Here is a 24,673-nt window from a genome sequence, read left to right as displayed (position 1 = left end):
ACCGATCAGACACCAGCCGCCGCGCCCGTCGCATCCGAATTCCTGCCGAGCGTGCGGTCCAGCACGGTCAGGAGCAGGTAGACGACGCCCGCGCCGAGCATGAACCAGGCCAGGTGGTGCATGCCGCCGGTGGTGACGTGCGGTCCGAAGGAGAGCGCGGCGGTCGCGGAGGCCACCATCGAGCCGATGTAGGCGAAGGTGCGGAGCAGTCCCGCCGAGGAGGCGATGCGCTCGCTGTCCGCCTGGGCGTAGACGCAGTTCTGCAGGGCGAGGCTGTTGAGCCCCTGCGGCACGCCGAAGACGAGGGCGACGAGGACCAGCGTCCAGACGGGGCTGTCACCGGCGAGCGTCAGCATGACGACACAGGCGGCGACCTGCCCGAGCGCGCCGACGAGCAGCTTGCCGCGGACGGCGGTGCTGCGGCCGGAGAGCAGGGAGACGCCGATGGCCACGAGGAACATCGGGATCTGGACGAGTCCGGCGTGGAACGGGGAGAGCCCGTAGCCCTCCTCGGTCCACTGGGTGAAGCCGTAGAGGAAGGCGTAGGAGACGGTGTAGGTGACCAGGGCGCGTCCGTAGGTGACGAGCAGGGGTGTGTTGCCGCCCAGGACGCGCAGGTCGATGAAGGGTGCGGGGGCCCGCAGTTCGCGCCGGACGAATCCGGCACCGGCCGCCGCCCCGATCACCGGGAGGTACCAGTCCTCCGGGCGCAGATTCATCAGGAAGAGCAGCAGCGCGACGAGCATTCCCGCGAACAGGGCCATGCCGGGCAGGTCGAGCCGGGTGGCGAGGCGCGTCCGGGGTGCGGTGCCGGCCGCCGGGGCGTCGCTCCCGCCGGGCGGGGTGTGCCGGGGCAGCCGGAGCAGTCCGAGCGCCACGGCGAGGGCGGCGAGGGGGACGTTCAGCGCGAAGGTGGCGCGCCAGCCGCCGACGGAGACGAGGAGTCCGCCGAGCAGCGGGCCGATGACGGCGATGGTCTGGTTGGCGACGGCGAGGGCGGTGAGGACCCCGGCGGGGCTGCGGATTCCGGTGCGGCGCTCCTCGCTGCGCAGCAGGGCCATGGCTGCGGGGTAGCCGGCGCAGGTGCCGAACCCGAGGAGGACCCGGGAGCCGATCAGGACGCCGAGGTTCGGGGCGAGGGTGCCGACGACGCCCGCGACGCCGACGAGCGAGGTGCTGATCAGGAAGAGCCGGCGCGGTCCGAAGAGGTCGATGAGGCGGCCGACGACGGGCTGGCCGAGCGCGGTGGCGAGGTAGAGGGCGGAGACGAGCCAGGCGGTCTGCGAGGGCGGGACGCCCAGTGCGTTGCCGATGGGTATGAGGGTGACGGCGATGATCGTCGAGTTGACCGGGTTGAGGACGGAGCCGAGGATCATCGGGGGCAGCAGCCGGCGGTCGAATCCGGTGGCCGTGGCGCCGGTCCGTGCGGTGGTCGTCCGCTCAGTCATGGGTCAGTCGTTCCAGAACGGTCATGGCGGTGATGACCGCGCGCCGCTCCTCCTCCGTGCACCGGCTCTGCAGTTCGCCGGCCAGCCATTCCTGCCGGGCCTGGCGTCCTTCCGCCACGCGCCGGCGCCCCTCGGGAGTGAGGGAGACCAGCATCCGCCGCCCGTCTTGCGGGTCCCGGTGCCGTTCCACGAGGCCGAGCTTCTCCAGGGCCGCGACGGTGGACGTCATGGACTGGTGGCGCACCCCTTCGGCGGCGGCGAGGTCGCTGGCGGTGACACCGCCCTCCAGTCCGGTCAGCCGGGCCAGCACGGAGGCCTGTCCGAGGGTCATGTCCTCCGGTTCCGCCGCGTTCAGGATGCGGCGGCGCAGGCGGCTGATGACCGCGCGGACCTGCTGGGACGCCTGGACCGCCGAGGGCGAGGGGCGGGGGTTCTTCTCGTTCACGTCTCCAGGCTAGAACCCACAGTTTGAGTTGTACAGTTTCACCTGTGGATTACGGCCGGGCGGACCGCCGCGGCCGGTTCGGCGCTCCCCGGGGACGTCCGGCGGACGGCTCGGGCGACCGTGACGCGTTCCAGGACCCAGAGCACCACCGTGCCGGCGGCGAGGGAGGCTCCCAGGACGGAGACCCCGGCCCACCCGGCGCCCGCCCAGACGACCGAGGTCAGCGCGGAGCCGGCCGCTCCGCCGACGAAGAACGAGGTCATGAAGGCGGAGTTGATGCGGTTGCGGGCCTCGGGGCGGAGCGCGTAGATCACGTTCTGGGTGCTGTTGAGCACCGCCTGGTGCGCCAGGTCCAGGACGACGACGCCGATGAGCAGCCAGACCAGCGAGTGCGATCCGGCGGCGACGGCCGCCCAGGACAGCACCAGCAGGACCGTGCCGGCGCCCGTCACCTTCTGGACGTGTCCGCGGTCGGCGAGCCGTCCGGCGGCCATCGCGGTCACCGCGCCCGCCGCGCCGACCAGACCGAACAGGCCGATGCCCGATTCCGACCAGCCGTACGGGGGCCGCACGAGGAGGAAGGTGAGGGCCGTCCAGAGCACGCTGAACGAGGCGAGACTGAGGGCACCGATCCCTGCGCGCCACCGCAGCAGCGGCTCGTACCGGAACATCGCGAGCGTCGAGCGCAGCAGCGCCGGGTACGACAGCCCGTCACCCGTGCCGCCCAGTCGGGGCAGCCGTGTCCGCAGAAGGACGGCGGTCAGCGCCATCAGCCCGGCGTCGGCCCAGTAGACCGTGCGCCAGCCGCCCAGTTCCGAGAGCGCGCCGGAGGCGGTCCGGGCCAGCAGGAGGCCGAGGAGCAGCCCGGTCATGACGGTGCCGACGACCCGGCCGCGTTCCGCCGGGGCCGCCAGGGAGACGGCGAAGGGGACGATCACCTGCGCCCCCACGGAGGTGAGCGCGGTCAGGGCGGTGCCGATCAGGAGCACGGTGCCGTTGGCGGCGGTGGCCGAGACCAGCAGGAAGAGCGCGGTGGCCCCGTACAGGGCGACCGCGAGCCGCCGGCGCTCGACGAGGTCGCCGAGGGGCACCAGCAGGATCAGGCCCAGCGCGTAGCCGAGCTGCGCCACTGTCACCAGTAAGGCCGCGGCGGTGGTCCCGAGGCCCAGTTCACGGCCGATCAGGTCGAGCAGCGGCTGGGCGAAGTAGTTGCCCGCGACGGCGAGGCCGGTCGCGGCGGACATGAGGAGGAGAAGCCCGCGGGAGAGGCCGCCTTCGGAGGCGGTGGGTGTCGTGGTCATGGATGCAGCTTCGCGGGAGTCTCATTGATGAGTCCAACACATGTTTGTCATCGGAATGATCGTGGTTCACGATGGATCGATGGACCTTCAGCAGATGCGGTACGTGGTGGCCGTGGCGGAGACGAGGAACTTCACGCGCGCCGCCGAGCAGTGCCTGGTCGTGCAGTCGGCGCTGAGCCATCAGATCGCCCGGCTGGAACGCGAGCTGGGGGCCCGGCTGTTCGAGCGGACCAGCCGGAGGGTCCGGCTGACCGCCGCCGGTGAGGCGTTCCTGCCCGCGGCCCGGCAGTCGCTGGAGGCGGCCGACCGCGCCCGCGCCGAGGTGGCGGCCGCCGCCGGGGTGATCCGGGGCCGGCTGGCCGTCGGGACCATCCCCACGGTGACGGCCGTCGATCTGCCCGGGGCGCTCAAGCGCTTCCACGTCCGCCACAGCGAGGTGGGGATCACCCTGCGCTCGGGGGCGAGCGAGGAGCTGGTCGAGGGCGTGCGCCAGGGCCGTCTCGACGTCGCCTTCCTGGGACTGCCGCCGGGCCCCCGGCCCCGTGGGGTGCACGGCAGGGAGTTGGGGCGCGGCCGGCTGGTCGCGGTGCTGCCGCCGGACCACCCCCTGGCGGGCCGGGAGAAGGTGGGGCTGGAACGGCTCGCGGACGAGACCTTCGTCGACTTCCCCTCCGGTACGGCCGGGCGCGTCCAGTCGGACAACGCCTTCGCCGGGGCCGGGGTGCGCCGCGAGGTCGCCTTCGAGATCACCTCGCCCGGTTCCATGGTGCAGCTGATCCGGCTGGGGCTGGGGATCGGAATGCTGCCGACCGGTTTCGTCTCGGAGTACCCCGATCTGCCCTTCGTCGAGGTGCGCGACGCGCCGACCCGGGTGGAGCACCTGGTGTGGAGCGGCGCCCGCCCCTCCCCCGCCGCCGCCGCGTTCCTGGCGATGCTCGACGCTCCCGGGCCGGAGGCGTCCGCCGGCGGGGAGGGCGGGGCGCAATCGTAGGCGCACCGGTCCGGTGGGCCGATCGCGGCACGTGACGCACGCCATCCTTTGCGCCCGCGATCTCGGGGAAGGTCTCCGGTACGGTGTCGAACGCTCCGGCCCGAGAACGCCCGGGGCGCTCCGTCCTCCGCACCGCCACCCGACCACCGGATGCCGGACCGTGCATCCCGTGCGACACCGTCCGTTCCGGGGCCACCCGCCCGTGACACGTCTGGGGAGTTGGATGTTCGACAAGGTACTGGTCGCCAACCGCGGGGAGATCGCGATCCGCGCGTTCCGCGCGGCGTTCGAGCTCGGCATCTCCACGGTGGCCGTCTATCCCCACGAGGACCGCAACTCCCTGCACCGGGCCAAGGCGGACGAGGCGTACCGGATCGGGGAGCCCGGACATCCGGTACGGGCGTACCTCTCGGTCGACGAGGTGATCAAGGCGGCCCGGAAGGCGGGCGCCGACGCGATCTACCCGGGATACGGCTTCCTCTCCGAGAACCCGGACCTGGCGGCCGCCTGCGCCGCGGAGGGCATCACGTTCGTGGGTCCGCCCTCCTCGGTGCTGAACCTGACGGGGAACAAGTCCCGTGCGGTGGCCGCCGCGCGGGAGGCCGGGGTTCCCGTGCTGAGGTCGTCGGAGCCGTCGGAGGACGTGGACGCGCTCGTCGCCGCGTCGGCGGACATCGGCTTCCCGGTCTTCGTCAAGGCCGTGGCCGGGGGCGGCGGCCGGGGCATGCGCCGGGTCGCGGAGCCGGGCGAGCTGCGCGAGTCCATCGACGCGGCGATGCGGGAGGCCCGGTCCGCGTTCGGGGACGCGACGGTCTTCCTGGAGCAGGCGGTGATCAACCCCCGCCACATCGAGGTGCAGATCCTCGCCGACGCCGAGGGCAACGTCGTCCACCTCTACGAGCGCGACTGCTCGGTGCAGCGCCGTCACCAGAAGGTCGTCGAGATCGCGCCCGCGCCCAATCTGGACCCGGCGCTGCGGGAGCGGATCTGTGCCGACGCGGTCGCGTTCGCGCGCCACATCGGATACGTGAACGCGGGCACCGTCGAGTTCCTGGTCGACGAGCGCGGCCATCACGTCTTCATCGAGATGAACCCCCGGATCCAGGTCGAGCACACCGTGACCGAGCAGGTCACCGGACGCGACCTGGTGATCGCCCAGCTGCGCATCGCCGCCGGGATGACGCTCCCGGACCTGCGGCTCACCCAGGACGTGATCACCCTCAACGGGGCCGCGCTCCAGTGCCGCATCACGACGGAGGACCCGGCGAACGGCTTCCGCCCGGACACCGGCACGATCTCCGCCTACCGCTCGCCGGGCGGGCCCGGTGTCCGGCTGGACGGCGGCACGGTGCACACGGGCGCCGAGGTGTCGGCCCACTTCGACTCGATGCTGGTGAAGCTGACGTGCCACGGGCACGACTTCGCCAACGCGGCCCGCCGCGCGCGGCGGGCGATCGCCGAGTTCCGCATCCGGGGCGTGGCCACCAATCTGCCGTTCCTGGGCGCGGTGCTGGAGCAGCCGGACTTCAAGGCCGGGCACATCACGACGAGTTTCATCGACGAGCACCCGGAGCTGATCCACGCCCGCCCGTCGGCCGACCGGGGCAGCCGGATGCTCAGCTATCTCGCCGAGACGACCGTGAACCGGCCCTACGGGCCCCGCCCCTCGGTGATCGACCCGGCGGACAAGCTGCCCCCGCTGCCGCAGGGGACCCCGCCGGCCGGTTCGCGGCAGCGGCTGGCCGCCCTGGGCCCGGAGGCCTTCGCGGCCGAACTGCGGGCGCAGTCGGCGGTGGCCGTCACCGACACCACGTTCCGCGACGCCCATCAGTCGCTGCTCGCCACCCGGGTGCGCACCCGCGATCTGCTGGCCGTCGCCCCGCATGTGGCGCGTACCGTCCCGGAGTTGCTGAGCGTCGAGTGCTGGGGCGGTGCCACGTACGACGTGGCGCTGCGCTTCCTCGCGGAGGACCCGTGGGAGCGGCTGGCGAAGCTGCGCGAGGCGGTGCCCAACATCTGTACGCAGATGCTGCTGCGCGGCCGGAACACGGTGGGCTACACGCCGTACCCGACCGAGGTCACCGAGGCGTTCGTCGCCGAGGCCGCGGCCACGGGCATGGACATCTTCCGGATCTTCGACGCGCTCAACGACGTCTCGCAGATGCGTCCGGCCATCGACGCGGTCCGCGCCACCGGGACGGCCCTGGCCGAGGTGGCCCTGTGCTACACCGCCGATCTGTCGGACCCGTCCGAGTCCCTGTACACGCTGGACTACTACCTGCGGCTCGCCGAGCAGATCGTGGACGCGGGCGCCCATGTCCTGGCGATCAAGGACATGGCCGGACTGCTGCGTCCGCCGGCCGCGCGCACGCTGGTCACCGCGTTGCGCGAGCGGTTCGATCTGCCGGTGCACCTGCACACCCATGACACGGCGGGCGGTCAGCTGGCCACGCTGATGGCGGCCGTGGACGCGGGGGTGGACGCGGTGGACGCGGCCGTCGCCTCGATGGCGGGCACGACCAGCCAGCCGCCGCTGTCGGCGCTGGTGGCGGCCACCGACCACACGCCGCGCGCGACCGGGCTGTCGCTCCAGGCGGTCGGCGACCTGGAGCCGTACTGGGAGGCGACCCGCAAGGTGTACGCCCCCTTCGAGTCGGGGCTGGCCTCGCCGACGGGCCGCATCTACCACCACGAGATCCCCGGCGGTCAGTTGTCCAACCTCCGCCAGCAGGCCATCGCCCTCGGTCTGGGCGACCGCTTCGAGCTGATCGAGGACTGCTACGCGGCTGCCGACCGCATGCTCGGCCGGCTGGTGAAGGTGACCCCGTCGTCCAAGGTCGTCGGTGATCTGGCGCTGCATCTGGTGGGCGCGGGCGTGGAGGCGTCCGACTTCGAGTCCGACCCCGGCAAGTTCGACGTCCCCGACTCGGTGATCGGCTTCCTGCGGGGCGAGCTGGGCGACCCGCCCGGCGGCTGGCCGGAGCCCTTCCGGACGCGCGCCCTCCAGGGCCGCCCGAAGAAGGCCGCGACGCCGGAACTGTCGGACGAGGACCTCCGGGGTCTGCGGGACACCCCGCGCGCCACGCTGAACCGGCTCCTCTTCCCGGGCCCCACGAAGGAGTTCACCGCGCACCGCGAGGCGTACGGCGACACCTCCGTGCTGCCCACGCAGGACTTTCTGTACGGCCTCGAAGCGGAGACCGAGCACACCGTGACGCTGGAACCGGGTGTCACCCTGCTCATCGAGCTGGAGGCCGTCTCCGAGGCGGACGAGCGCGGTTTCCGCAGTGTGCTCGCCACCCTCAACGGCCAGATGCGCCCGGTCTCGGTCCGGGACAGGTCCGTGGCCACCGAGGTGAAGGCCGCCGAGAAGGCCGACCGCGCGAACCCGGGCCATGTGGCGGCGCCGTTCGCCGGGGTGGTGACCCTTCAGGTCGAGGAGGGGGCGTCCGTGTCGGCCGGTCAGACGGTCGCCACGATCGAGGCCATGAAGATGGAGGCGTCGATCACCGCCCAGTCCGCCGGAGTGGTCCGCCGGCTGGCGATCGGCCGGGTCCAGCAGGTCGAGGCCGGGGATCTCCTGATCGAGATCGCCTGAGCGAAGCCGCCCCGCCGTCCGTCCGGAGAGCCGGGCGGGCGGCGGGTGCAATGACCGGGTGTCAGGGCCGGTCGCGTGCCAGGGCCGTGCAGACGCACGCCTTGTTGCCCTCGGGGTCGGCGAGCACGACGAACGACGGTGCCTCGGAGTCGTCGACGAGCGTGCCGCCCGCGGCGAGGGCCGCCGCGATCCGCTCCCGCGCCGCCTCGGGCGCGAGCCACAGGTCCATGTGCCAGCGCTGGCGCGGCAGGGGGTGGGCGTCGGTCTGCTGGAACCACACGGCGGGGACGCGGTCGTGGGTGTCGAAGACGGAGTCCCGGACGGGCCGGCCGTCCGCGCCGCCGAGGAGCGCCGCCCAGAAGGGTCCGGCCGCCGCGTGGTCCGCCGTGTCGAGGGCCATCTCCAGCTGGGCCACCTCGCCGGGGGCCGCGGTCAGATCGAGGCGGCGGGCGAGTGCGCTGAGCGTGGCCGCGAGTTCGAGGTCGCGGGCGGTGATCCACCGCCCGCCCTCCTCGTCGACACTGCAGAGGGTCACGTCGACCCGCCCATCACCCCCCAGCCTGATCCCGTGCACCGGGTGCCCGGCGTCCGCCGCCGCCCGCGCGGCGGCGGCGACGAACGCGGCGGCGGCCACGGCGTCCGGGCCCCGGAAGCACGCGGCGAGGGGCTGGGCGAGTCTGCGCCAGTCGGGGAGTCGGGCGTCGATGGCGGCGAGGACCGCGGTGTTGCTGACCTTGTCCATCCGCCCATCGTTCCAGCGCGGACGGACGCACGGCGGGCGTTCCCCCGTGTCGCGTACGGTCTGCGGGACCGGGTGCCCCGGAAGGGCTCCGGGTTCACCGGTCCACGGACGCGCCGGAAGGGCTCCGCGTCCACCGGACCCACGGACGGGGCGGCAGATGTCATGTGCCCGCCCGGTCCGCGGAGTGCTCCTTCAGGAACGCCCCCGCGTGGGCCGCCGCCTCCTCCCTCGTCGCGCACGGGGCGTCCGGGGCGCTCGCGCCGCGCACCCCGTCGGCGCCCTCGCCCGTCCACGACCAGTGGCCGGTGGAGGGGACACGGGCCAGTCCGGCGGTGCCTCCGAACAGGTCGAGGGCCACGTTCTCCCGCCCGGGGTCCGGGGCGGGCCGGGTGACCGCGCCGGGCCACTTCTTGCGGGCGCCCTGACGCGTGATGCCCCAGGCGGCGCCCAGTTGCTCGTAGTTCGCGCCGTAGGCCCCGGCGGTGCCCGCGGCGATCGCGGTCAGCCGCTTCACCTCCAGGTCCACCGCCTTCCAGGCGGTCAGCACGGAGAGGGCCACCTCCACCGGGTCCGCGTCCCACATGCGTTCCTCGGGCAGTCCGGTGGCGCGGGAGCGCATCGACACGGCGAGCGGGTGGAGCGCCTCGCCCAGCGCCTTGGTGAGTGCGGTCTGTTCGTCCGGGGCGATCTCAGGCATCGTCACGCGACAACCATAGTTCACGAACACCTTATCGACAACCTTAGTTACCGCGCATGTTCCGCAGGCCCTCGAACCAGCGCACGAGCGAGGAGGTGGCGGCGACGTTCGACCCCACATGGCGGGAGCCCTGGTAGTCGACCGGGCCCATGTCGAGGACCGGCGCGTCGACCCCGTTCCCCGCCAGGTCGGACCGGCAGTGCTCGGTGTTGACGGTGGTCGCCTGCTCGTCACCGGTCGCCATGTAGAGCCGGACCGGGGCCTCGGGCGCCCAGTCGCACACCGCGTCGGTGGTCCGGAGCGCGTCGGCGAAGGGACCCGACGGGTGGGTGAGCAGGGCTCGGCCGTTCTCCGTCAGCAGCTCGTCCAAGGTGCCGGGGGTGCTCGCCATCACTTCGGGGCCGGTGTGCGTGCCGTCGAACAGGGCCTCGACCGTGTCGGCGTAGGGCGCCCGGAAGACCTCGCCGGGCCGGTCGTAGAGGTGGTGCAGCCGATTGAAGGCGACCAGGGTGTACGCCGCGTACACCACGCTCGACTTGGGTTCGAGGCGTCCCGCGACGAGCGCGGGCAGTTCGGCGCCGCCGAAGTCGTACGCCCCGCTGACGGGGGCGAGCGCTCCCAGCCGGAACCACGGGTCCTCCCCCGCCTCCAGGGCGCGTCCGAGTCCGAGCGCCGCGGACGCGCCCTGCGAGAAGCCGGTGACCTGGACCTCGCGCTCCAGCCGGTGGCCGGTGCGCGGCGCGAAGGCGCGGGCCGCCCGCAGCATGTCCAGGGAGGCCGTGGTCTCGGAGGGCACGTCCATCCAGGGGTGCGGGCCGGGCCCCTTGCCCATGCCCAGGTAGTCGGGCCCGACCGCCGCCGCGCCGGACGCCGCGTGCGCGAGTACGGACGCGGAGACGAACGAACGGCGCTTCATGGAGGGCGCGTCGTCCTTGTGCACACCGGTGCCGTGGGCGAACGAGACCGTGGGCACGGTGCCTCCGGCGCCGCGCGGCACCATGAACAGCCCGCTCGCCGTGGTGGGCCGCCCGTGCGCGTCGACGGTCCGGTAGATCAGCCGGTACGCGACCACCCCGTTGCGGACCGTGTCCACCGGGAAACCGGCGGCCCGCAGTTCGGCGGCGACCGCCCCGCGGCCCGGGAGCGTGTAGAGCCGTTCGGCGTGGACGAGCGTTCCCCGTCCGGCCGCCGGATGCGCCTCGGCCGCCCGCGCGCCGCGGCCGGAGACGGCGGGCGCGGTGGCGGCGACGGCGGCCGGCCCGGTCAGCAGGAGCCCGCAGCAGACGGCCGCGACGGGCAGGAGGCGCCGCGAACGGGTGCGGCGGGCAGTCGCGCTGGTCATGTTGCTCCCCCAAGTACGTGGTGACGTCGGTCCGTTCACCCTCACGCGTCGAAGATCGCGTCGCACTGGTGCGGACCCCCGTGTCGCGCTGACGTCATCCCCCGGCGCCGGACGGTGGCTGCCTCCGGTGCGCACCGTCGACCTGCGGGTACGGCGGTCGGGAGGAGCCGCACACGAGCGGGCCCGCACCGAAATTCACAGGCCGTCCGGTCGCACCCACGGCAGGATGCCCCCGTGGATCCTGTGCTGTTGGGCCTGGCCCGCAACCCCGCTCTGCCCCGGACGCTCGTCGCCTCGTTGACCGCGCTCGCGGCGGCGGACCCCGACGACGAACTCGCCGCGCGGCTGGCCGGCCGCCCGGATCTCGACGGTGCCCAGGTGGCCGCCCTGGCCGCACAGGTCCCCGCGAGCCTCGTCCCGCTCGTCCGCGCGGGCCGGCTGACCGCCGACGACGTCGACCCGGCGGCCCGCCCGGACGCCGCGCTGGCGCTGCTCGACGAGGGGCGCGGCACCCCGGCGTGGGCGCGGAGGTTCGCGGCCGACCCCGACCGCGCGTACCGGGAGGCCCTGGCCGCCTGCCCGGGGCTGCCGCCGGACGTGGTGGACGTACTGGCCGGGGACCCGGACGTGCGGGTCGTCGCGGAGCTCGCGCTGTGGGGTGCGCCCGGGATGGCGGCCCGGCTCGCCGCGCATCCGTCCGCGCAGGTGCGGCGCGCGGTGGCGTGCGACGAGGCGGCCCCGCCGGACGTGCTCACGGCGCTGGTCACCGGGGAGGGGATGCCTCCGGTGCGGCGGTGCCAGGTCTGCGACCAGGAGGAGGTCCCGTTCGCCCACGATCCGTCGTGCCCCCGGGCGGACTGCGAACTACCGGCCGGGGCGTCGTGCGACGGCACCCACGCCTCCGCGCTGCACGATGTGGTCCTGGCGGCCCTGCTCAACCCGGCCACACCGGCCGACGGCGTGTCAGGCCTCGCGGCCGATCCGTCGTCGCTGCTGCGCGCGGCCGTGGCCGCCCGGCCGGGTCTGCCGCGGGACGTGTACGCGCGACTGGCGGAGGACCCGGTGCCGGGCGTGCGCGAGAGCCTGGCCGGCAATCCGTCGATCGAAGCGGGCGTCTTCCGTACGCTCGCCGGGGACCGCTACGACGAGGTGCGGCGCGCGCTGGCACATCATCCGCGTGTGCCGTGGGACGTGCTGGCCCGGCTGGCCGCCTCCACGCGCGTCGGCGCGGTGCTGCTGCCGCGTGTCGCCGCCGCCTCGCCCGCCGAGGTGCGTGATCTGGCGGCTTCGGCGCGCCCCGAGCTGCGGGTGCTCGTCGCCCGGCGGCGCGATCTGCCCGCCCCGGTCCGGGACGCGCTGGCCGGCGACGCGGACGCGAAGGTGGCCGGGGCCGTCGCCGGGCACCCGGGCCTGCCGGAGTCGCTGCTGCGGATGCTGACACGGCGTCACGGCGACCGGGTCGCCGCCGCGGTGGCGTCCCGTCCGGACGTCCCGGCGGAACTGCTGGAGGAACTCGCCCTGCGTGAACCCCCGGTGCGCAAGGCCCTGCGGGCGACGGCCCGGCAGCCGCACGCCCCGGGCCCGGCGCTCCTCGTCTGCCTCCGTGACGCGCGGGCACGGCAGGACGCCGCCGGGCACCCCGGCCTGCCGCCGTCCGTCGTCACCGGACTGCTGGACGATCCGGACGAGGCGGTGGCCGAGAAAGCGGCCGCCAACCCGTCGCTGCCGCGTCCGGTGATGGCGGCGCGGGTCCTCGGGTGACCGGGCCCGCGCTCAGGCGTCGTCGGCCGGAAGGGCATACAGGCGGGGCAGGTTGACGACGATCGCCTCCTGGGTGCTGCGCGCGATGACGACCACGGCCTCCTCGGTGGGGTCGGGGTTCTCCTCGCGGTGCGGGACGAAGGGCGGGACGAAGATGTAGTCGCCGGGCGAGGTGCGCAGCCGCACCTCCTCGGGTTCGTCGCCCGAGCCGTCCAGGAAGACGAACTCCGGGTGCCCGCTGACCACGTGGATGGCGGTCTCCGACTCGCCGTGGTGGTGGTCGGACGAGGCGGTGGCGGGGGCGACATGGGTCTGGCCCATCCACAGCTTCTCGGAGCCGACGGTCCGCCCGCTCACCGCGGCGAACCGGCGCATGCCCCCGGTCTGCGCGGTGTCACCGTCGAGGGCGTCCGCCCGGATGTGGTGCACGCGGGTGCGCAGCGGGGCGTCCGGGCGGCCCGGGGTCTCGTGGAGGTGCGGGTGGAAGCCCTCACCGGGGGTCGTCAGCGGCTCGCTCATGGCAGGGACGCTAGGTCGGCCCGAAAAAGGATGTCAAGAGGTGTCCATTGGCGTTCACCTGCGGCAATGTTCCCGCAACAGGACGAGGGGCCCGGGATGTCCGGCCGGGGGCAACTGCGTTCATCGCCTCTCGGAGACGGGGCTTCGGGGGCATGATGGCGGCCATGCATATCTCCGCGAAGGCGGACTACGCCACGCGAGCCCTCCTGGAGCTTGCGCGTGAGCCCGGCCGTCCTCTGACCTGTGAGGCCATCGCGTCCTCGCAGGAGATTCCGTTCCGGTTCCTGAAGTCCGTGGTGGGCGAGTTGCGCAGAGCGGGTCTGGTGCGCAGCCAACGTGGGTGCGAAGGGGGGTACTGGCTGGGCAGACCGGCGGGCGAGATCGCCCTGCTGGACGTGGTGCGCGCCGTGGACGGCGAGGTGATCACGCTGCGCGGCGCGTCGCTGGCCGGTCTGGTCTACCCCGGTCCGGCGACGGCGCTGCCCGGGGTGTGGCGCCGCGTCGAGGCGGAGGCCGTCGCGGTCCTCGGCGGTCTCACGCTGGCGGAGCTGCTGCCCGGCGAGGCGCGCACCGAGCCGTCCGGGGTCGGCGCCGCATGACGGGCGCGCTCCCGGCGTCCGGGGTGGAGGTGGTGGAGTACACGGATCCGATGTGCCCGTGGGCCTGGGGCTCCGAGCCGGTGTTCCGCGCGCTGCGCGCGGCGCTGGGCGGCCGGGTGCGGTGGCGGCGCGTCTACGCGATCCTCTTCGACCACGACGACGATCCGCCGCCCGATCCGAGCGCCGAAACCGCCTGGTACGCACGGCACGTGGCGGAGATCGGTGTCCACACCCGGGCTCCGTACGCGGTCCGGCTGAGCCGGGTGGCGGTGAGTTCCTGGCCGTCGTCGCTGGTCGCGAAGGCGGCGGAACGGCAGGGCGCCGACGTCGCCGACCGGGTGCTGCGAAGACTGCGCGAGAGCGTGTTCGTGGTCGGTGAGCCCGCCGACACCGAGGGGGGCGCGCTGGCCGCCGTCCGGGGTGTGCCGGGGCTGGACGCGGAGCGGCTGCGGTCCGACGCCGCGTCGGACTCCGTGCTCGACGCGGTGCGCGCCGACCGGGCGGAGGCCCGCCGGCCGGTGCGGGAGGTGCTGTCCGTCGCGGAGGACTCCCCGCACCCGGGCCTGGCCAAGGAGACCGCCGAGGGCGCGGTGCGCTACGCGCTGCCGACGCTGCTCGTCCGCTCCCCGGCCGGCCATCGGGCGGTGCCCGGCTGGCGGTCGTTCGCCGCCGGTGCGCGGGCGCTCGACGCGCTGTGTCCGGGGGTGGTCGCGGACGGTCCGCGGCTGCCGCCGGGCGAGGCTCTGGAGCGCCTGCGCAGCCTGACCGGGCCGGAGGCCGAGCTTCTGGTGGAGGGCGGCCGGCCCCCCTCGTACGCGGTCCGCGTCGACACGGCGAACGGACCGCTGTGGCTGCATCCCGAGGAGGCCGCCGTGCGCTCCGACTCCATCCGCCGGGCGGTGTCAGGGCTCTGACCTGCGGTCAGTTCCCGTCCCACCGAATGAGACACCAAATGGTGTCCATTGACAGATGCCCGCGACGGCCCCCAGGATGTGCCCATGCTCACGACGCACCCCGGTGTGGAGTGCCGATACGTGGATCTTCGGCGCACCTCCAGCGCACTCTGTCGCTGACCGCCCATCCGCTCCGATCCGCAGGCGCCCCGTCGCCGGCCGCGGCCCCCGGCCGCCCGCCGCACGGAACCCGCCGCGTGCTCCGGCCGCGTCACCGCCCCCCTCGCGTCTCACCGTGACGCGCCCCACTGTCCGAGGGCGTCGTCATGTCCGGGGTCCGGGTGTCCCGGCCACCCGTCGGAGCGCTTCCTTCCGGGACTCGTACCGCTGACGCCTCCTGTCCCACGGGGGCGCCGCGCCGGTTCCGTACGCCCGGAACGCCTTCCCTCCCCCGGCCCGTCCCGGCGGACGTCCCGTCCGCCGCACGGCCGCCCCGTCATGCCTTCCTCCCGGCACCTCCGCCCGCGGTCCGGCCTGCCCTGATCCGGGCCGGGCCCCGTCACAGAGAGAACGAGATGTCCCCACGACGCACCACACGGGCCACCGCCCTCGGCGCCGCACTCGCCGCCCTGCTCACCCCCTCCCTGACCGCGTGCGGCGGGGACGTCTCCGCCTCGTCCGGCGGAGCGACCCTGAAGTGGGCCTCTTCGTACTTTCCGGCCCACTGGGATCCGGTGGTGTCGGGCAGCGGTGCGCAGTTCCGTGAACTCGCCCTCGTTTACGCCTCGTTGACGCGCACCGACGAGAGCGGCAAAGCCGTGCCGGATCTCGCCGAGAGCTGGGAGTACAACAAGCGCGGCGATCTGATCACCTTTCATCTGCGTCCGGGACTGAAGTTCAGCGACGGGGAGCCGGTCGACGCGCTCGCGGTCAAGGCCGCCGTCGAACGCGCGCAGAAGCAGAAGAACTCCGCCCTGTTCGGTGATCTGACGTCGATCGTCTCGGTGGAGGCCAAGGGGCTGGACGCGGTGCTCCACCTCTCCCAGGTCGACTACCAGATCCCGCAGTTGCTCGGTGAGCGCGTGCTGCAGATCGCCAGTCCCGAGGCGGCGAAGGACCCCGCAGAGCTGGACCGCAATCCGGTGGGGGCCGGCCCCTTCGTCGTAAAGCAGCTGATCCCGGGCACCAAGGCCGTCCTGAAGAAGAACCCCGACTACTGGGACGCGGAGAACATCCACATCGACGATGTCGAGCTGGACTCCGCACCCGACGCCTCCACGGTCGTCTCGGGCCTGCGCACCGGCGTGTACAACTTCGCGGATCTCGACCCGAGTCAGGCCGACGCCGCGAAGAAGGCCGGTCTCGACGTCTTCTCCCAGCCCGGATTCAACGCGGCCAACCTGAGCCTGAACATCAACAAGGCACCCTTCGACGACGACCGGGTGGTGGACGCGGTCCGCCACGCGGTGAACCGTCAGGAATTCGTCGACAAACTGACCTTCGGCTACGGGGAGGTGACCGACCAGCCCTTCCCGAAGGGGTACGTGGCCTACGACCCCGCGTCGGAGAACGCCTACCCGTACGACCCGGCGAAGGCGAAGCGTCTGCTGTCCGAGGCCGGCCACCGGCCCGGTGAGCTCAAGCTCGACCTGGTCATTCCGTCGGAGGACCCGCAGGCGGAGATCGTCCAGTCCCAGTTGGCCGCGGTGGGCATCGACGTCACGATCAGGATCGACAAGAACTGGGCCACCCCCTTCTTCGCGAAGGACCTGGCGTTCTCGCTGTACTCGACGACGGGGCGCGACTCCGCCGTGCAGACCCTCACCGCGCACTTCGGCCCGCACGGCCCGCTCAACCTCAGCAGCCCGTACGAGCCGAAGGGCTTCGCCGAGGCCGTCGGCAAGGTGCGGCGGACCCCGCTGGACGACCCCGCGTACACGACGACCCTCCGCGAGGCGACCCGGGCCGGGCTGCGGAGCAGGGCCCTGGTGTTCACGTACTCCTCGCCCAACCTCTTCGCGAAGAGCAAGCGGATCTCCGGACTGCCCAAGAACCCCGCGCACATCGACTGGACCGGTGTGACCGTCGACGGCTCCCGCTGACGGCCCCTCGTACACGTACGCAAGAGAGGAGGAAGCCCCATGCCGACGCACACCCATGCGTATCCGGCCGGCGCCACGGATCCGGACGGTCCCGCACTCCGGAAGGGGGCGGCCGCGGCGCGGGCCCGGCACGCGGCGGGCCGGGTCCTGGCGGCCCTCGGCCGGTCCGTGGCGATCATCGTCCCGGTGTTCCTGGTCGCGACCTTCGTGACGTTCGCCCTGCGGTCGATGAGCGGACTCAGTCCGGCCCGGATCCAGCTCGGTGAGAACGCGACGCCCGAGGCGATCGGGCGCGTCGAGGCGCAGTGGGGGCTCGACCGGCCCTTCCTCGCCCAGTACGGCGACTGGTTCACCGGCGTGCTGCACGGACAGCTGGGCACCAGCTGGGTCAACGGTGCCGACATCTCGACCCTGATCGGACTCGGCCTCGGCGTGAGCCTGTCGGTCGCGACGTTCGCCCTGGTCATCGGGGTGGTCGTCGGTTTCGGCCTCGGCACCCTGGCCGCACTGAGGCGGACCACCCTCGTCGACCGGGCGATCACCGGCTTCGTCACGGTGATCTCGGTGATGCCGGCGTTCGTCGTGGGGATCGTGCTGGTCGCGCTGTTCTCGGTCGGCGTCCCGCTGTTCCCCTCGGCCGGATACGTCCCCGCCGAGCAGGGCATCGGTCCCTGGCTCTCCCACATCACCCTGCCCGCGCTCGCCCTGAGCTTCGACGTCGTCGCGGACGTGGCGCGCCAGCTGCGCGCCGGTCTCGTCGCCGCGTACGACGAGAACTATGTGACGGGTGCCGTGGTCCGGGGGCTGAGTCCGCGGCGGATCTTCTTCTCCCATGTGCTGCGCAACGGCGTCGGGCCCGCGCTCGCCACGCTCGGGCAGAAGTTCCCCGCGCTCGTCGGCGCCTCCGTGGTGACGGAGTGGATCTTCGGTCTCCAGGGCTTCGGACGGTTCGCCAACGACTCGGCCCAGGCCGGCGACGTGCCCGCCGTCCAGGGCGTCCTGGTGGTCTCGATCGTGCTCGTCGTCTCGTTCAACCTGATCGTCAATCTGGTGCTGGCGCGTGTGATGCCGGCATCGCAGCGGGGGGTGTGACCCATGGTGCGCCGCGTTCTCTCGCTCACCTCCGGACGGATCGCCGTCGGAATCCTCCTGGCCGTCGCGCTGCTGGCCCTGCTCGGGCCGTGGCTCGCCCCGCAGGACCCGCTCGCCGCGGGGAGCCCGCCGCTCGCGGAGGCCTCCGGGGCCCACTGGCTGGGCACCGACTACCTGGGCCGCGATGTGTTCAGCCGGCTCCTGGACGGATCGCGCGTCAGCGTCCTCGGCTCGCTGGAGGTCGCGCTGACCGCCCTGGCCGTGGGGGCGGTGCCCGGCATCCTGTCGGTGTATCTGGGCCGGGCCTTCGAATGGCTGACGCTGCGCCTGGCGGACACGCTGGTGGCACTCCCCTTCATGCTGTTCGCCATCGCCGTGATCGCCCTGCTCGGCAACGGGATCACCCAGGCCATGCTGGTCACGGGCGTGCTGGTGTCCCCGCTGTTCTACCGGGTGTCACGCGCGGCCACCCTGGCCGTCGCCCGCTCCCCGTATGTGGAGGCCGCGATCGTCTCGGGCGCCTCGCTCCTGTGGATCGTGCGGCGGCACGTGTGGCTGAAGGTGCTGCCGCCGCTCGCGGTGGCGCTCGCGCAGACGGTCGGCGTCGGCTTCGTCATCGTGTCGAGCCTGACGTTCCTGGGCATCGGCGTCCAGCCACCGGCCCCGACCTGGGGCGGGCTGCTCGCCTCGGACCTCGGCTATCTCAGCCACCGCCCGTGGGCGCCCGTCGTCCCCGCCCTGCTGATCATGATCACCGTCTGGGCCTGCAATCTGCTCGCCGACGCCATCCGCGACGTGTCCGGCGAGGCCGGCCGGGCGCGGGCCGCCGCACGGCGCGGGACCCGGCACGACCGCCCCCGCACGACCGGTTCCGTCCCCGCCGGAGGTTCGCTGTGACGACCCTGTCCCCGCACACCGCTCCCGCCCCCGCCGCGACCGGCGGCGCCCCGGCGGCCGCGCCCGTGCTCGAACTGCGCGACGTCCGCATCACCGACCGCGCCGCGGGCCGGGAGATGGTCCACGGGGTCGGCTTCGCGCTCACCCCCGGCAAGGCGGTCGGCATCGTCGGCGAGTCCGGCAGCGGCAAGACGCTCACCTGCCGGGCCGCGCTCGGCATCCTGCCCCGGCATTTCGAGGTCAGCGGCGGCACCGTCGAGATCGCCGGAACGGACATCGCGACGCTGACGCCCCGCCAGTGGACCGGACTGCGCGGCTCCACGATCGGTGCCGTCTTCCAGGACCCCGCGTCCTATCTCAACCCGTCGATCCGCGTCGGCGCCCAGATCGCCGAGGTGCTGCGGGCCAAGCAGGGTCTGGGCAGGCGCGAGGCGCGGCGCCGCGCCGTCGGACTCCTGCACGCGGTCCGGCTGCGCGATCCGGAACTCGTCTACGGGCAGTACACGTACGAGCTCTCCGGGGGCATGCTCCAGCGCGTCCTGATCGCGGCGGCCATCGCCCTCGAACCCCGCGCCCTCATCGCCGACGAGGCCACCACCGCGCTCGACGTCACGGTCCAGGCGGAGATCCTCGACCTCCTCGCGGATCTGCGCGAACGCACCGGACTGGCCCTGGTGGTCGTCTCGCACGATCTGGCCGTCGTGGCCCAGCTGTGCGACGAGGTCCTGGTGATGCGGCAGGGCGAAGTGGTCGAGCAGGGCCCCACCCGGACCGTCCTGCGGACACCGCGCCACGCGTACACCCGGCTCCTCATCGACGAGCACCACCAGTACGGACTGGAGAAGTTCCGCACGCCGAAGGGGGCGTCATGACCACCGGACCCGCCGCACCGCAGAAACCCGCCGCCGCACCGGACCGCACGGACGCGACCCCGACGGCCCCCGTTCTGGAGATCACGGACCTGGAGGTCCGCTACGGCCGCGGCCGGCGCCGCCGCCCCGCCCTGCGCGGGGTCTCGCTGAGCGTCGTCCCCGGGGAGACCGTCGGGCTCATCGGCGAGACCGGCTCCGGCAAGTCCACGCTCGCCCGCGCCGCCCTCGGGCTCGTGCCCGTCACGGCCGGATCGGTGCGGATCGCGGGCGAGGAGGTGAGCGCGTACGGCCCCCGGCAGTGGCGCGCGCTGCGACGGCGCGGAGTGGTCCAGTACGTCTTCCAGGACCCGCTGCGCAGTCTGGACCCCGACGCCACCGTCGAGGACTCCCTCGTCGAGCCGCTGCTCGTCCGGGGAACGGCGCGCACGGAGGCGGTCGCTCGGGCCCGTGCGCTCCTGGACCGGGTGCGGCTCGACGCGCGTCTGCTGGAACGACTTCCGGGCGAACTGTCCGGCGGCCAGCGGCAGCGCGTCGCGGTGGCACGCGCCCTGATCACCGAACCCCGGCTGGTCGTCCTCGACGAGCCGGTCAGCGCGCTGGACTCCGCGAACCGCGTCCAGGTCCTGGAGATCCTCAAGGACCTCCGCGACACCGGCACCGCTCTCGTGCTGATCTCGCACGACCTGGGGTCCGTGGCCGGGACCGCCGACCGGATCGCCGTGCTCTACCGGGGCGAACTGGTCGAGACCGGCGCCGCCCGGGACGTCATCGACGAGCCCCGCCATCCGTACACCCGGCTGCTCGTCGGCTCGGCCCCCACGCTCGACACCGGCCCCGCCGACCGCGCCGAACGCGAGGCCCTGCGCGCACTCCTCCACGCCTGACCCCACAAAAACCGCCCCCCTCCCGGAAGGACCCGTCATGTCCCGCACGATCCACCTCGCCCTGCACCCGTACGGTGTCGGCGGCCCCGGCCAGCACGGGCTCTGGAAGGACCCGCGCGTCGCCAAGAACGCGAGTATCGACATCACCTACTACATCGAGCAGGCCCAGGCCGCCGAACAGGCCCTGTTCGACGCCCTGTTCATCGTGGACAGCCAGTTCATCAACGCCACCTACCCCTCGCACTACCTGAACCGGCTGGAGCCCCTCACCCTGCTCTCCGCCGTCGCCACGCACACCCGGCACATCGGCCTGGTGGGCACGGCCAGCTCGACATACAACTCGCCGTTCAATCTGGCCCGCCGCTTCGCCTCCCTCGACCACATCAGCGGCGGTCGCGCCGGCTGGAACGTCGTGACGAGCTTCGACACCGGCACCTCCCGCAACTTCGGTCTGGACGAGCATCTGGACTACGCCACCCGGTACGGCCGGGCGCTGGAGTTCGTGGAGGTGGCCCGGGGGCTGTGGGACTCCTACGAGGACGACGCGTTCCCGGCCGACCCGGAGCGCGGTGTCTTCCTGGACCCGTCGCGGCTGCACGCCCTCGACCACGAGGGGGAGCACTTCAAGGTCGCGGGCCCCCTCAACCTCTCGCGCTCCGCGCAGGGCCAGCCGGTGATCTTCCAGGCCGGTGTCTCACCGGAGGGACGGGACCTCGCGGCCCGGGTGGCCGAGGGCATCTACGCCCCGGGCGGATCCCTGGAACAGGCCCGGGACTACTACGCGGACATCAAGGCCCGCACGGCCGCGTACGGCCGTGACCCCGACCACATCAAGATCTTCATCCACGGCGGTCCGGTCGTCGGCGCGACGGACGAGGAGGCCCGGCACCGGGAGCGGGAGATCTTCGAGGAGGACAACGACTTCGCCAGTAATCTGGCGCTGCTGGGGCGGTCGTTCGGCGCGTACGACTTCAGCGTGCACGATCTGGACGCGCCGTTCCCCGACGTCGCCCATCTGGCCGAGAAGGGCGGTCGCACCGGGGCCGCGCAGATCATCGAGCGGGCACGCACGGAGAACCTGACGCTGCGCCAGGTGGCCGACTCCGTCAACGCGTTCCGCCGCTCCCCGTTCGTCGGCTCGCCGGAGACCGTGGCGGACACCATCGAGCGCTGGTTCGCGGCCGGCACCTTCGACGGCATCAACCTCGCGTTCCGCAACAACGACGACCTCGGCCGTTTCGTCGAGGGTGTGGTGCCGCTGCTCCAGAAGCGGGGTCTGTTCCGTACGGAGTACGAGGCCGACACACTGCGCGGCAACCTGGGCCTCCCGGTGCCCGGCAACCGCCACACGCTGGCGCGCGCGGGCGCGCGCGACTGAGCCCCCTTCCCCTCTTCCACCCCCGCCCCGCCCGCCCCGCCCCGCCCCGTCACCAGGAGCCCGCATGTCCGAGTCCAGCGAGTACACCGACCACTTCGGCCCCGAGGGCCTGCGCGTACGCGGCACCGTCCTGGTGGTGCCCGGCCGGGGCGAGACCAGGGCGTCCTACGCGCGCTTCGGCCGTCGCCTCGCCGCCGACGCCTACCGGGTGCGCGTCCTCGACGCCCCGGCGCTCGACGGCACGGACCTGCCCGCCGCGCTGTCCGCCCTCGCCGTCCGGCTGGCCGACGCGCTCGAAGGAACGGCCGGTGACGACGGCGTCGCTCACCCGGTCGTGGTCGTCGGCGCGGATTCCGGGGCCGCCGCCGCGGCCGCCCTGCTCGGTCGGGCCGGAACCCGGCGACCGGAGGGCGTCGTCCTCGCCGGACTCCCCGGGCGGGGCTCGGCGTCCACGGGGACGTGGGACGAGGAGCTGGACGTACGCACCGTCTGCCCGGCCCATCGCCGGGTGCTCACCGAGGACGCGACGGTGCGGCGGGGTTCGCTCGCGGAGCCCGTTCCGGCAGCCCTGCTCGACGCGGCGTACGCGGAGGAGACCGGTCCGGGCACCCCCGGGCCGGCGGTGCCGGCCCTGCTCCTCGTCGGCGACGAGGACCCGCTCGCCGACCGTGCCGCACTGGCGCGGATGGCCAAGTCCCGCTCCAGGACGCGTCTTTCGGTGGTCCGGGGCGGCCGCCACGACGTCCTCAACGACCTCCAGCACCGGGCGGTGGCGGCGGAGGTCGTCACCTTCCTGGAGACCCTGCGCAACGATCTGACCCCGGTGATCGCGGTGGAGTCCAGCGCCTGGTGAGGCGCCCCTCCCACCCGTCCTTCCTCCCTGTGCCGAAAGGTGTTCCCGTGTCCACTGTTCTCTCCGTCTCCGGCAGCCCCTCCGCGACCTCCCGTACGTCCCGTCTGCTGCGCCACCTGGACGACCGGCTCAGGGACCAGGGCCATGAGGTGATAGCGCTGGAGGCCCGGTCGCTGCCGCCCGACGCTCTCCTCGGCGGCGACTTCGGCCATCCGGCGGTCGTCGGCGCGGCCGATCTGTTCGCGCGGGCGGACGGGGTGGTGATCGGCACGCCCGTGTACAAGGCCGCGTACTCCGGTCTGCTGAAGTCGCTGCTCGACGTGCTGCCGCAGTACGCGCTGGCCGGCAAGACCGTGCTTCCGCTGGCCACGGGCGGCAGTGTCGCCCATGTGCTGGCCATCGACTACGCGTTGCGCCCGGTGCTCAGCTCCATGGGCGCCGCGCACATCGTGCCGGGCTGGTTCACGCTCGACAAGGACATCACCGTCGGCCGTGACGGCTCGCTGACGGTGGCACCGGACTCCGCCGAGGCACTGGGGCAGGTGACGGACGCGTTCTCGGCGGCGCTCGGCGGGCGGCAGGCCGTACTGGCGGCGGTGCAGTAGGTGGAGGTCCGCGGGTGGGCGGCCGGGACAGCCTCAGGGTCTTCCGGGCAGCCCCAGTTCGCCCGCCCGCAGGCCTGCCTGGAACCGTGAACCGGCTTCCAGAGTGACCATGAGGTCGGCGACGCGGCGGCGGTAGGTGCGCAGTGAGAGGCCCAGGCGCCGGGCGGCGGACTCGTCGGTGAGACCCGAGCCGAGGGCGTTCAGGATCGTGCGGTCGCCGGCGTCGAGACGGGGGACGTCCTGCCGCAGATAGGCGTCGAGGTCGGTGGAGGTGTCCCAGACCGCCGAGTAGAGCGTGTGCACGCCGTCGATCATGGTCGGTGAGGTCGTCACGGTGTACGCGCGCCCGGTGGGCGACTCCCGGCCGGCCAGGATCATCACGCGCCGGTCGATGAGGATCGTCTCGTGCGGCAGGGGGGACGCGCTGATGCGGACCTCGGCACCCCGGCTGCGTACGAGCGTCAGATGCGCGCGGGCCGCCTCGTCGGCGAGGGCGAGCGGGCTGAGGAGTTTGCGCGTGGAGAGCCCCGGTCCCCTGCCGGTGCGGAGCCGGTCGCGGACGGCGGCGCGGGCGGACGGCTGGGCCCAGGTGTCGAGGTCGCGGGCGGCGCAGAGGAATTCGGTGCGGGCGGAGGCGAAGAGGTGACCGGCGCGCGCGACCAGCTCCCCGTCCCCGTGCACGGTGAAGATCTGTTCGTTCCGCATCCGTCCAGTGTGGCAGCAAACTGCCACGTGCTGTCCCGCGCGGACGGCCGCGCGGACCATGGACGGCATGACGATCAAGACATTCCCCCTCGGCGGGGACCTCACCGTCCGCAGGCTCGGCTTCGGCGCGATGCGCCTGGCGACGGGCACGCTCCACGGTCCGGCACGCAGTCCCGAGAACGCCGTCGCGGTGCTGCGGCGGGCACGCGAACTGGGTGTGGACCACATCGACACGGCGGGCTTCTACGACCGCGGCACGGTCCGGGCCAACGAGATGATCCGCACGGCCCTGTTCCCCTATCCCGACGATCTGGTGATCGCGACGAAGGTCGGTCCGCTGCCCGGCCCCGGCGGTGTGCCGAGCGGCCAGGCCACCCCTGACCGGCTGCGCGCCCTGGTGGAGAGGGATCTGCGTGACCTGGGCCTGGACCGGCTCGATCTCGTCTACCTCCGGGTGGGCGGGACGACCGGCCCCGGTGGCGAGTCCCTCGCCGCTCGCTTCGAGGTCCTGGCCGGTCTCCGCGAGGAGGGGCTGATCCGCCACCTGGGCGTCAGCAACGTCGACGCCGCCCAGTTCGCGGAGGCCCGCGCCATCGCTCCCGTGGCCGCCGTGCAGAACCACCAGGACGACGACGGCCTGCTGGCGCGGTGCGAGGAGGCGGGCATCGCGTACGTCCCGTTCTTTCCGCTCGGCGGTGGCGGCAACCCCCTCGACGAGGCGCGCCTGGGCAAGATCGCGGCCCGCCACGGAGCGACCGTCCCCCAGGTGCAACTCGCCTTCTCGCTGGCCCGGTCCCCCGTCGTGCTGTCCATCCCGGGCACCGGGACACTCCGCCACCTGGAGGAGAACCTCGCGGCGGACTCGCTCGTGCTGGACGCGGAGGATCTGGCGTATCTGCGGGGCGAGGGCTGACCGTTCGCCGCTGAAACCGGTGGGGATGTGCGGGGT

At 73.4% G+C, this 24,673-nt stretch carries 22 protein-coding genes; 14 read left to right on the top strand and 8 right to left on the bottom strand.

Translation table 11 applies throughout. The features are described 5' to 3' along the window. Positions 1–5 precede the first annotated feature (5 nt). Genes ACFVDM_RS11435 through ACFVDM_RS11425 form a run of 3 tightly spaced genes read right to left on the bottom strand, consistent with a single transcriptional unit; the run spans position 6 to position 3,194 of the window. A complete protein-coding gene (locus ACFVDM_RS11435) occupies positions 6–1,448 on the bottom strand; it encodes an MFS transporter (RefSeq protein ID WP_383636388.1) in 1,443 nt (480 codons plus the stop codon). Continuing rightward, positions 1,441–1,893, bottom strand: coding sequence for a MarR family winged helix-turn-helix transcriptional regulator (locus ACFVDM_RS11430; RefSeq protein ID WP_383636385.1), 453 nt, complete (start codon positions 1,891–1,893; stop codon positions 1,441–1,443). The genes ACFVDM_RS11435 and ACFVDM_RS11430 overlap by 8 nt, the downstream gene beginning before the upstream one ends. A gap of 38 nt (positions 1,894–1,931) precedes the next feature. After that, positions 1,932–3,194: an MFS transporter gene (locus ACFVDM_RS11425; protein ID WP_383636382.1), complete on the bottom strand. Its 1,263-nt coding sequence runs from the start codon at positions 3,192–3,194 to the stop codon at positions 1,932–1,934. A 79-nt stretch (positions 3,195–3,273) separates the two neighbouring features. Here ACFVDM_RS11425 and ACFVDM_RS11420 point away from each other — a divergent pair, with 79 nt between their 5' ends. Further along, positions 3,274–4,185, top strand: a complete 912-nt coding sequence (locus ACFVDM_RS11420) for a LysR family transcriptional regulator (RefSeq protein ID WP_383636379.1) — start codon at positions 3,274–3,276, stop codon at positions 4,183–4,185. Positions 4,186–4,408: 223 nt separating this feature from the next. Further along, positions 4,409–7,783 (top strand): pyruvate carboxylase, encoded by a 3,375-nt coding sequence (locus ACFVDM_RS11415; protein WP_383636376.1) that lies wholly within the window; start codon positions 4,409–4,411, stop codon positions 7,781–7,783. 61 nt (positions 7,784–7,844) lie between these two features. On the opposite strand, the gene ACFVDM_RS11410 is transcribed toward ACFVDM_RS11415, so the two are convergent. The 3 genes from ACFVDM_RS11410 to ACFVDM_RS11400 all read right to left on the bottom strand — a co-directional run bounded on the left by ACFVDM_RS11410 (position 7,845) and on the right by ACFVDM_RS11400 (position 10,564). Continuing rightward, positions 7,845–8,525, bottom strand: a complete 681-nt coding sequence (locus ACFVDM_RS11410) for a VOC family protein (protein WP_383636373.1) — start codon at positions 8,523–8,525, stop codon at positions 7,845–7,847. Positions 8,526–8,685: 160 nt separating this feature from the next. Then, positions 8,686–9,222: a hypothetical protein gene (locus tag ACFVDM_RS11405; RefSeq protein ID WP_383636792.1), complete on the bottom strand. Its 537-nt coding sequence runs from the start codon at positions 9,220–9,222 to the stop codon at positions 8,686–8,688. A gap of 43 nt (positions 9,223–9,265) precedes the next feature. Further along, entirely contained in the window at positions 9,266–10,564 is a 1,299-nt protein-coding gene (locus tag ACFVDM_RS11400; RefSeq protein WP_383636370.1) for a lipase, read from the bottom strand. A gap of 234 nt (positions 10,565–10,798) precedes the next feature. On the opposite strand from ACFVDM_RS11400, the gene ACFVDM_RS11395 reads away from it, so the two are divergent. Next, positions 10,799–12,325, top strand: a complete 1,527-nt coding sequence (locus ACFVDM_RS11395) for a hypothetical protein (RefSeq protein ID WP_383636367.1) — start codon at positions 10,799–10,801, stop codon at positions 12,323–12,325. A 12-nt stretch (positions 12,326–12,337) separates the two neighbouring features. On the opposite strand, the gene ACFVDM_RS11390 is transcribed toward ACFVDM_RS11395, so the two are convergent. Then, on the bottom strand, positions 12,338–12,844 hold the full coding sequence (locus ACFVDM_RS11390) for a cupin domain-containing protein (protein WP_383636364.1): 507 nt from the start codon (positions 12,842–12,844) through the stop codon (positions 12,338–12,340). Between the two features lie 164 nt (positions 12,845–13,008). On the opposite strand from ACFVDM_RS11390, the gene ACFVDM_RS11385 reads away from it, so the two are divergent. The 10 genes from ACFVDM_RS11385 to ssuE all read left to right on the top strand — a co-directional run bounded on the left by ACFVDM_RS11385 (position 13,009) and on the right by ssuE (position 23,019). Beyond that, a complete protein-coding gene (locus ACFVDM_RS11385; RefSeq protein ID WP_383636361.1) occupies positions 13,009–13,443 on the top strand; it encodes an RrF2 family transcriptional regulator in 435 nt (144 codons plus the stop codon). Next, positions 13,440–14,357: a DsbA family protein gene (locus tag ACFVDM_RS11380; protein ID WP_383636358.1), complete on the top strand. Its 918-nt coding sequence runs from the start codon at positions 13,440–13,442 to the stop codon at positions 14,355–14,357. The genes ACFVDM_RS11385 and ACFVDM_RS11380 overlap by 4 nt, the downstream gene beginning before the upstream one ends. Before the next feature lie 554 nt (positions 14,358–14,911). Then, complete coding sequence (locus ACFVDM_RS11375; protein ID WP_383636355.1) at positions 14,912–16,438, top strand: ABC transporter substrate-binding protein; 1,527 nt, start codon at positions 14,912–14,914, stop codon at positions 16,436–16,438. A gap of 39 nt (positions 16,439–16,477) precedes the next feature. Then, positions 16,478–17,530 (top strand): ABC transporter permease, encoded by a 1,053-nt coding sequence (locus tag ACFVDM_RS11370; RefSeq protein WP_383636352.1) that lies wholly within the window; start codon positions 16,478–16,480, stop codon positions 17,528–17,530. Between the two features lie 3 nt (positions 17,531–17,533). Beyond that, positions 17,534–18,427, top strand: coding sequence for an ABC transporter permease (locus ACFVDM_RS11365; RefSeq protein ID WP_383636349.1), 894 nt, complete (start codon positions 17,534–17,536; stop codon positions 18,425–18,427). Beyond that, on the top strand, positions 18,424–19,299 hold the full coding sequence (locus tag ACFVDM_RS11360; protein ID WP_383636346.1) for an ABC transporter ATP-binding protein: 876 nt from the start codon (positions 18,424–18,426) through the stop codon (positions 19,297–19,299). The genes ACFVDM_RS11365 and ACFVDM_RS11360 overlap by 4 nt, the downstream gene beginning before the upstream one ends. Then, entirely contained in the window at positions 19,296–20,183 is an 888-nt protein-coding gene (locus tag ACFVDM_RS11355) for an ABC transporter ATP-binding protein (protein WP_383636343.1), read from the top strand. Before ACFVDM_RS11360 ends, ACFVDM_RS11355 begins: the two co-directional genes overlap by 4 nt. A 37-nt stretch (positions 20,184–20,220) precedes the next feature. Then, positions 20,221–21,561 (top strand): LLM class flavin-dependent oxidoreductase, encoded by a 1,341-nt coding sequence (locus tag ACFVDM_RS11350; protein ID WP_383636339.1) that lies wholly within the window; start codon positions 20,221–20,223, stop codon positions 21,559–21,561. Between the two features lie 64 nt (positions 21,562–21,625). Then, positions 21,626–22,414: an alpha/beta hydrolase gene (locus ACFVDM_RS11345; RefSeq protein WP_383636337.1), complete on the top strand. Its 789-nt coding sequence runs from the start codon at positions 21,626–21,628 to the stop codon at positions 22,412–22,414. A 47-nt stretch (positions 22,415–22,461) separates the two neighbouring features. After that, a complete protein-coding gene (gene ssuE, locus ACFVDM_RS11340) occupies positions 22,462–23,019 on the top strand; it encodes an NADPH-dependent FMN reductase (RefSeq protein ID WP_383636335.1) in 558 nt (185 codons plus the stop codon). 33 nt (positions 23,020–23,052) lie between these two features. Here the strand turns inward: ssuE and ACFVDM_RS11335 are convergent, their stop codons facing one another. Then, positions 23,053–23,724: a DNA-binding response regulator gene (locus ACFVDM_RS11335; RefSeq protein WP_383636332.1), complete on the bottom strand. Its 672-nt coding sequence runs from the start codon at positions 23,722–23,724 to the stop codon at positions 23,053–23,055. Between the two features lie 67 nt (positions 23,725–23,791). On the opposite strand from ACFVDM_RS11335, the gene ACFVDM_RS11330 reads away from it, so the two are divergent. Continuing rightward, positions 23,792–24,637, top strand: a complete 846-nt coding sequence (locus ACFVDM_RS11330; protein ID WP_383636329.1) for an aldo/keto reductase — start codon at positions 23,792–23,794, stop codon at positions 24,635–24,637. Positions 24,638–24,673: the final 36 nt, after the last annotated feature.

This window comes from Streptomyces sp. NPDC057682, from assembly GCF_042799575.1.
In the GTDB taxonomy this organism is placed as follows: domain Bacteria; phylum Actinomycetota; class Actinomycetes; order Streptomycetales; family Streptomycetaceae; genus Streptomyces.
Note: the sequence above shows the minus strand (reverse complement) of the source record. Positions and strands in the feature narration are given on the sequence as shown.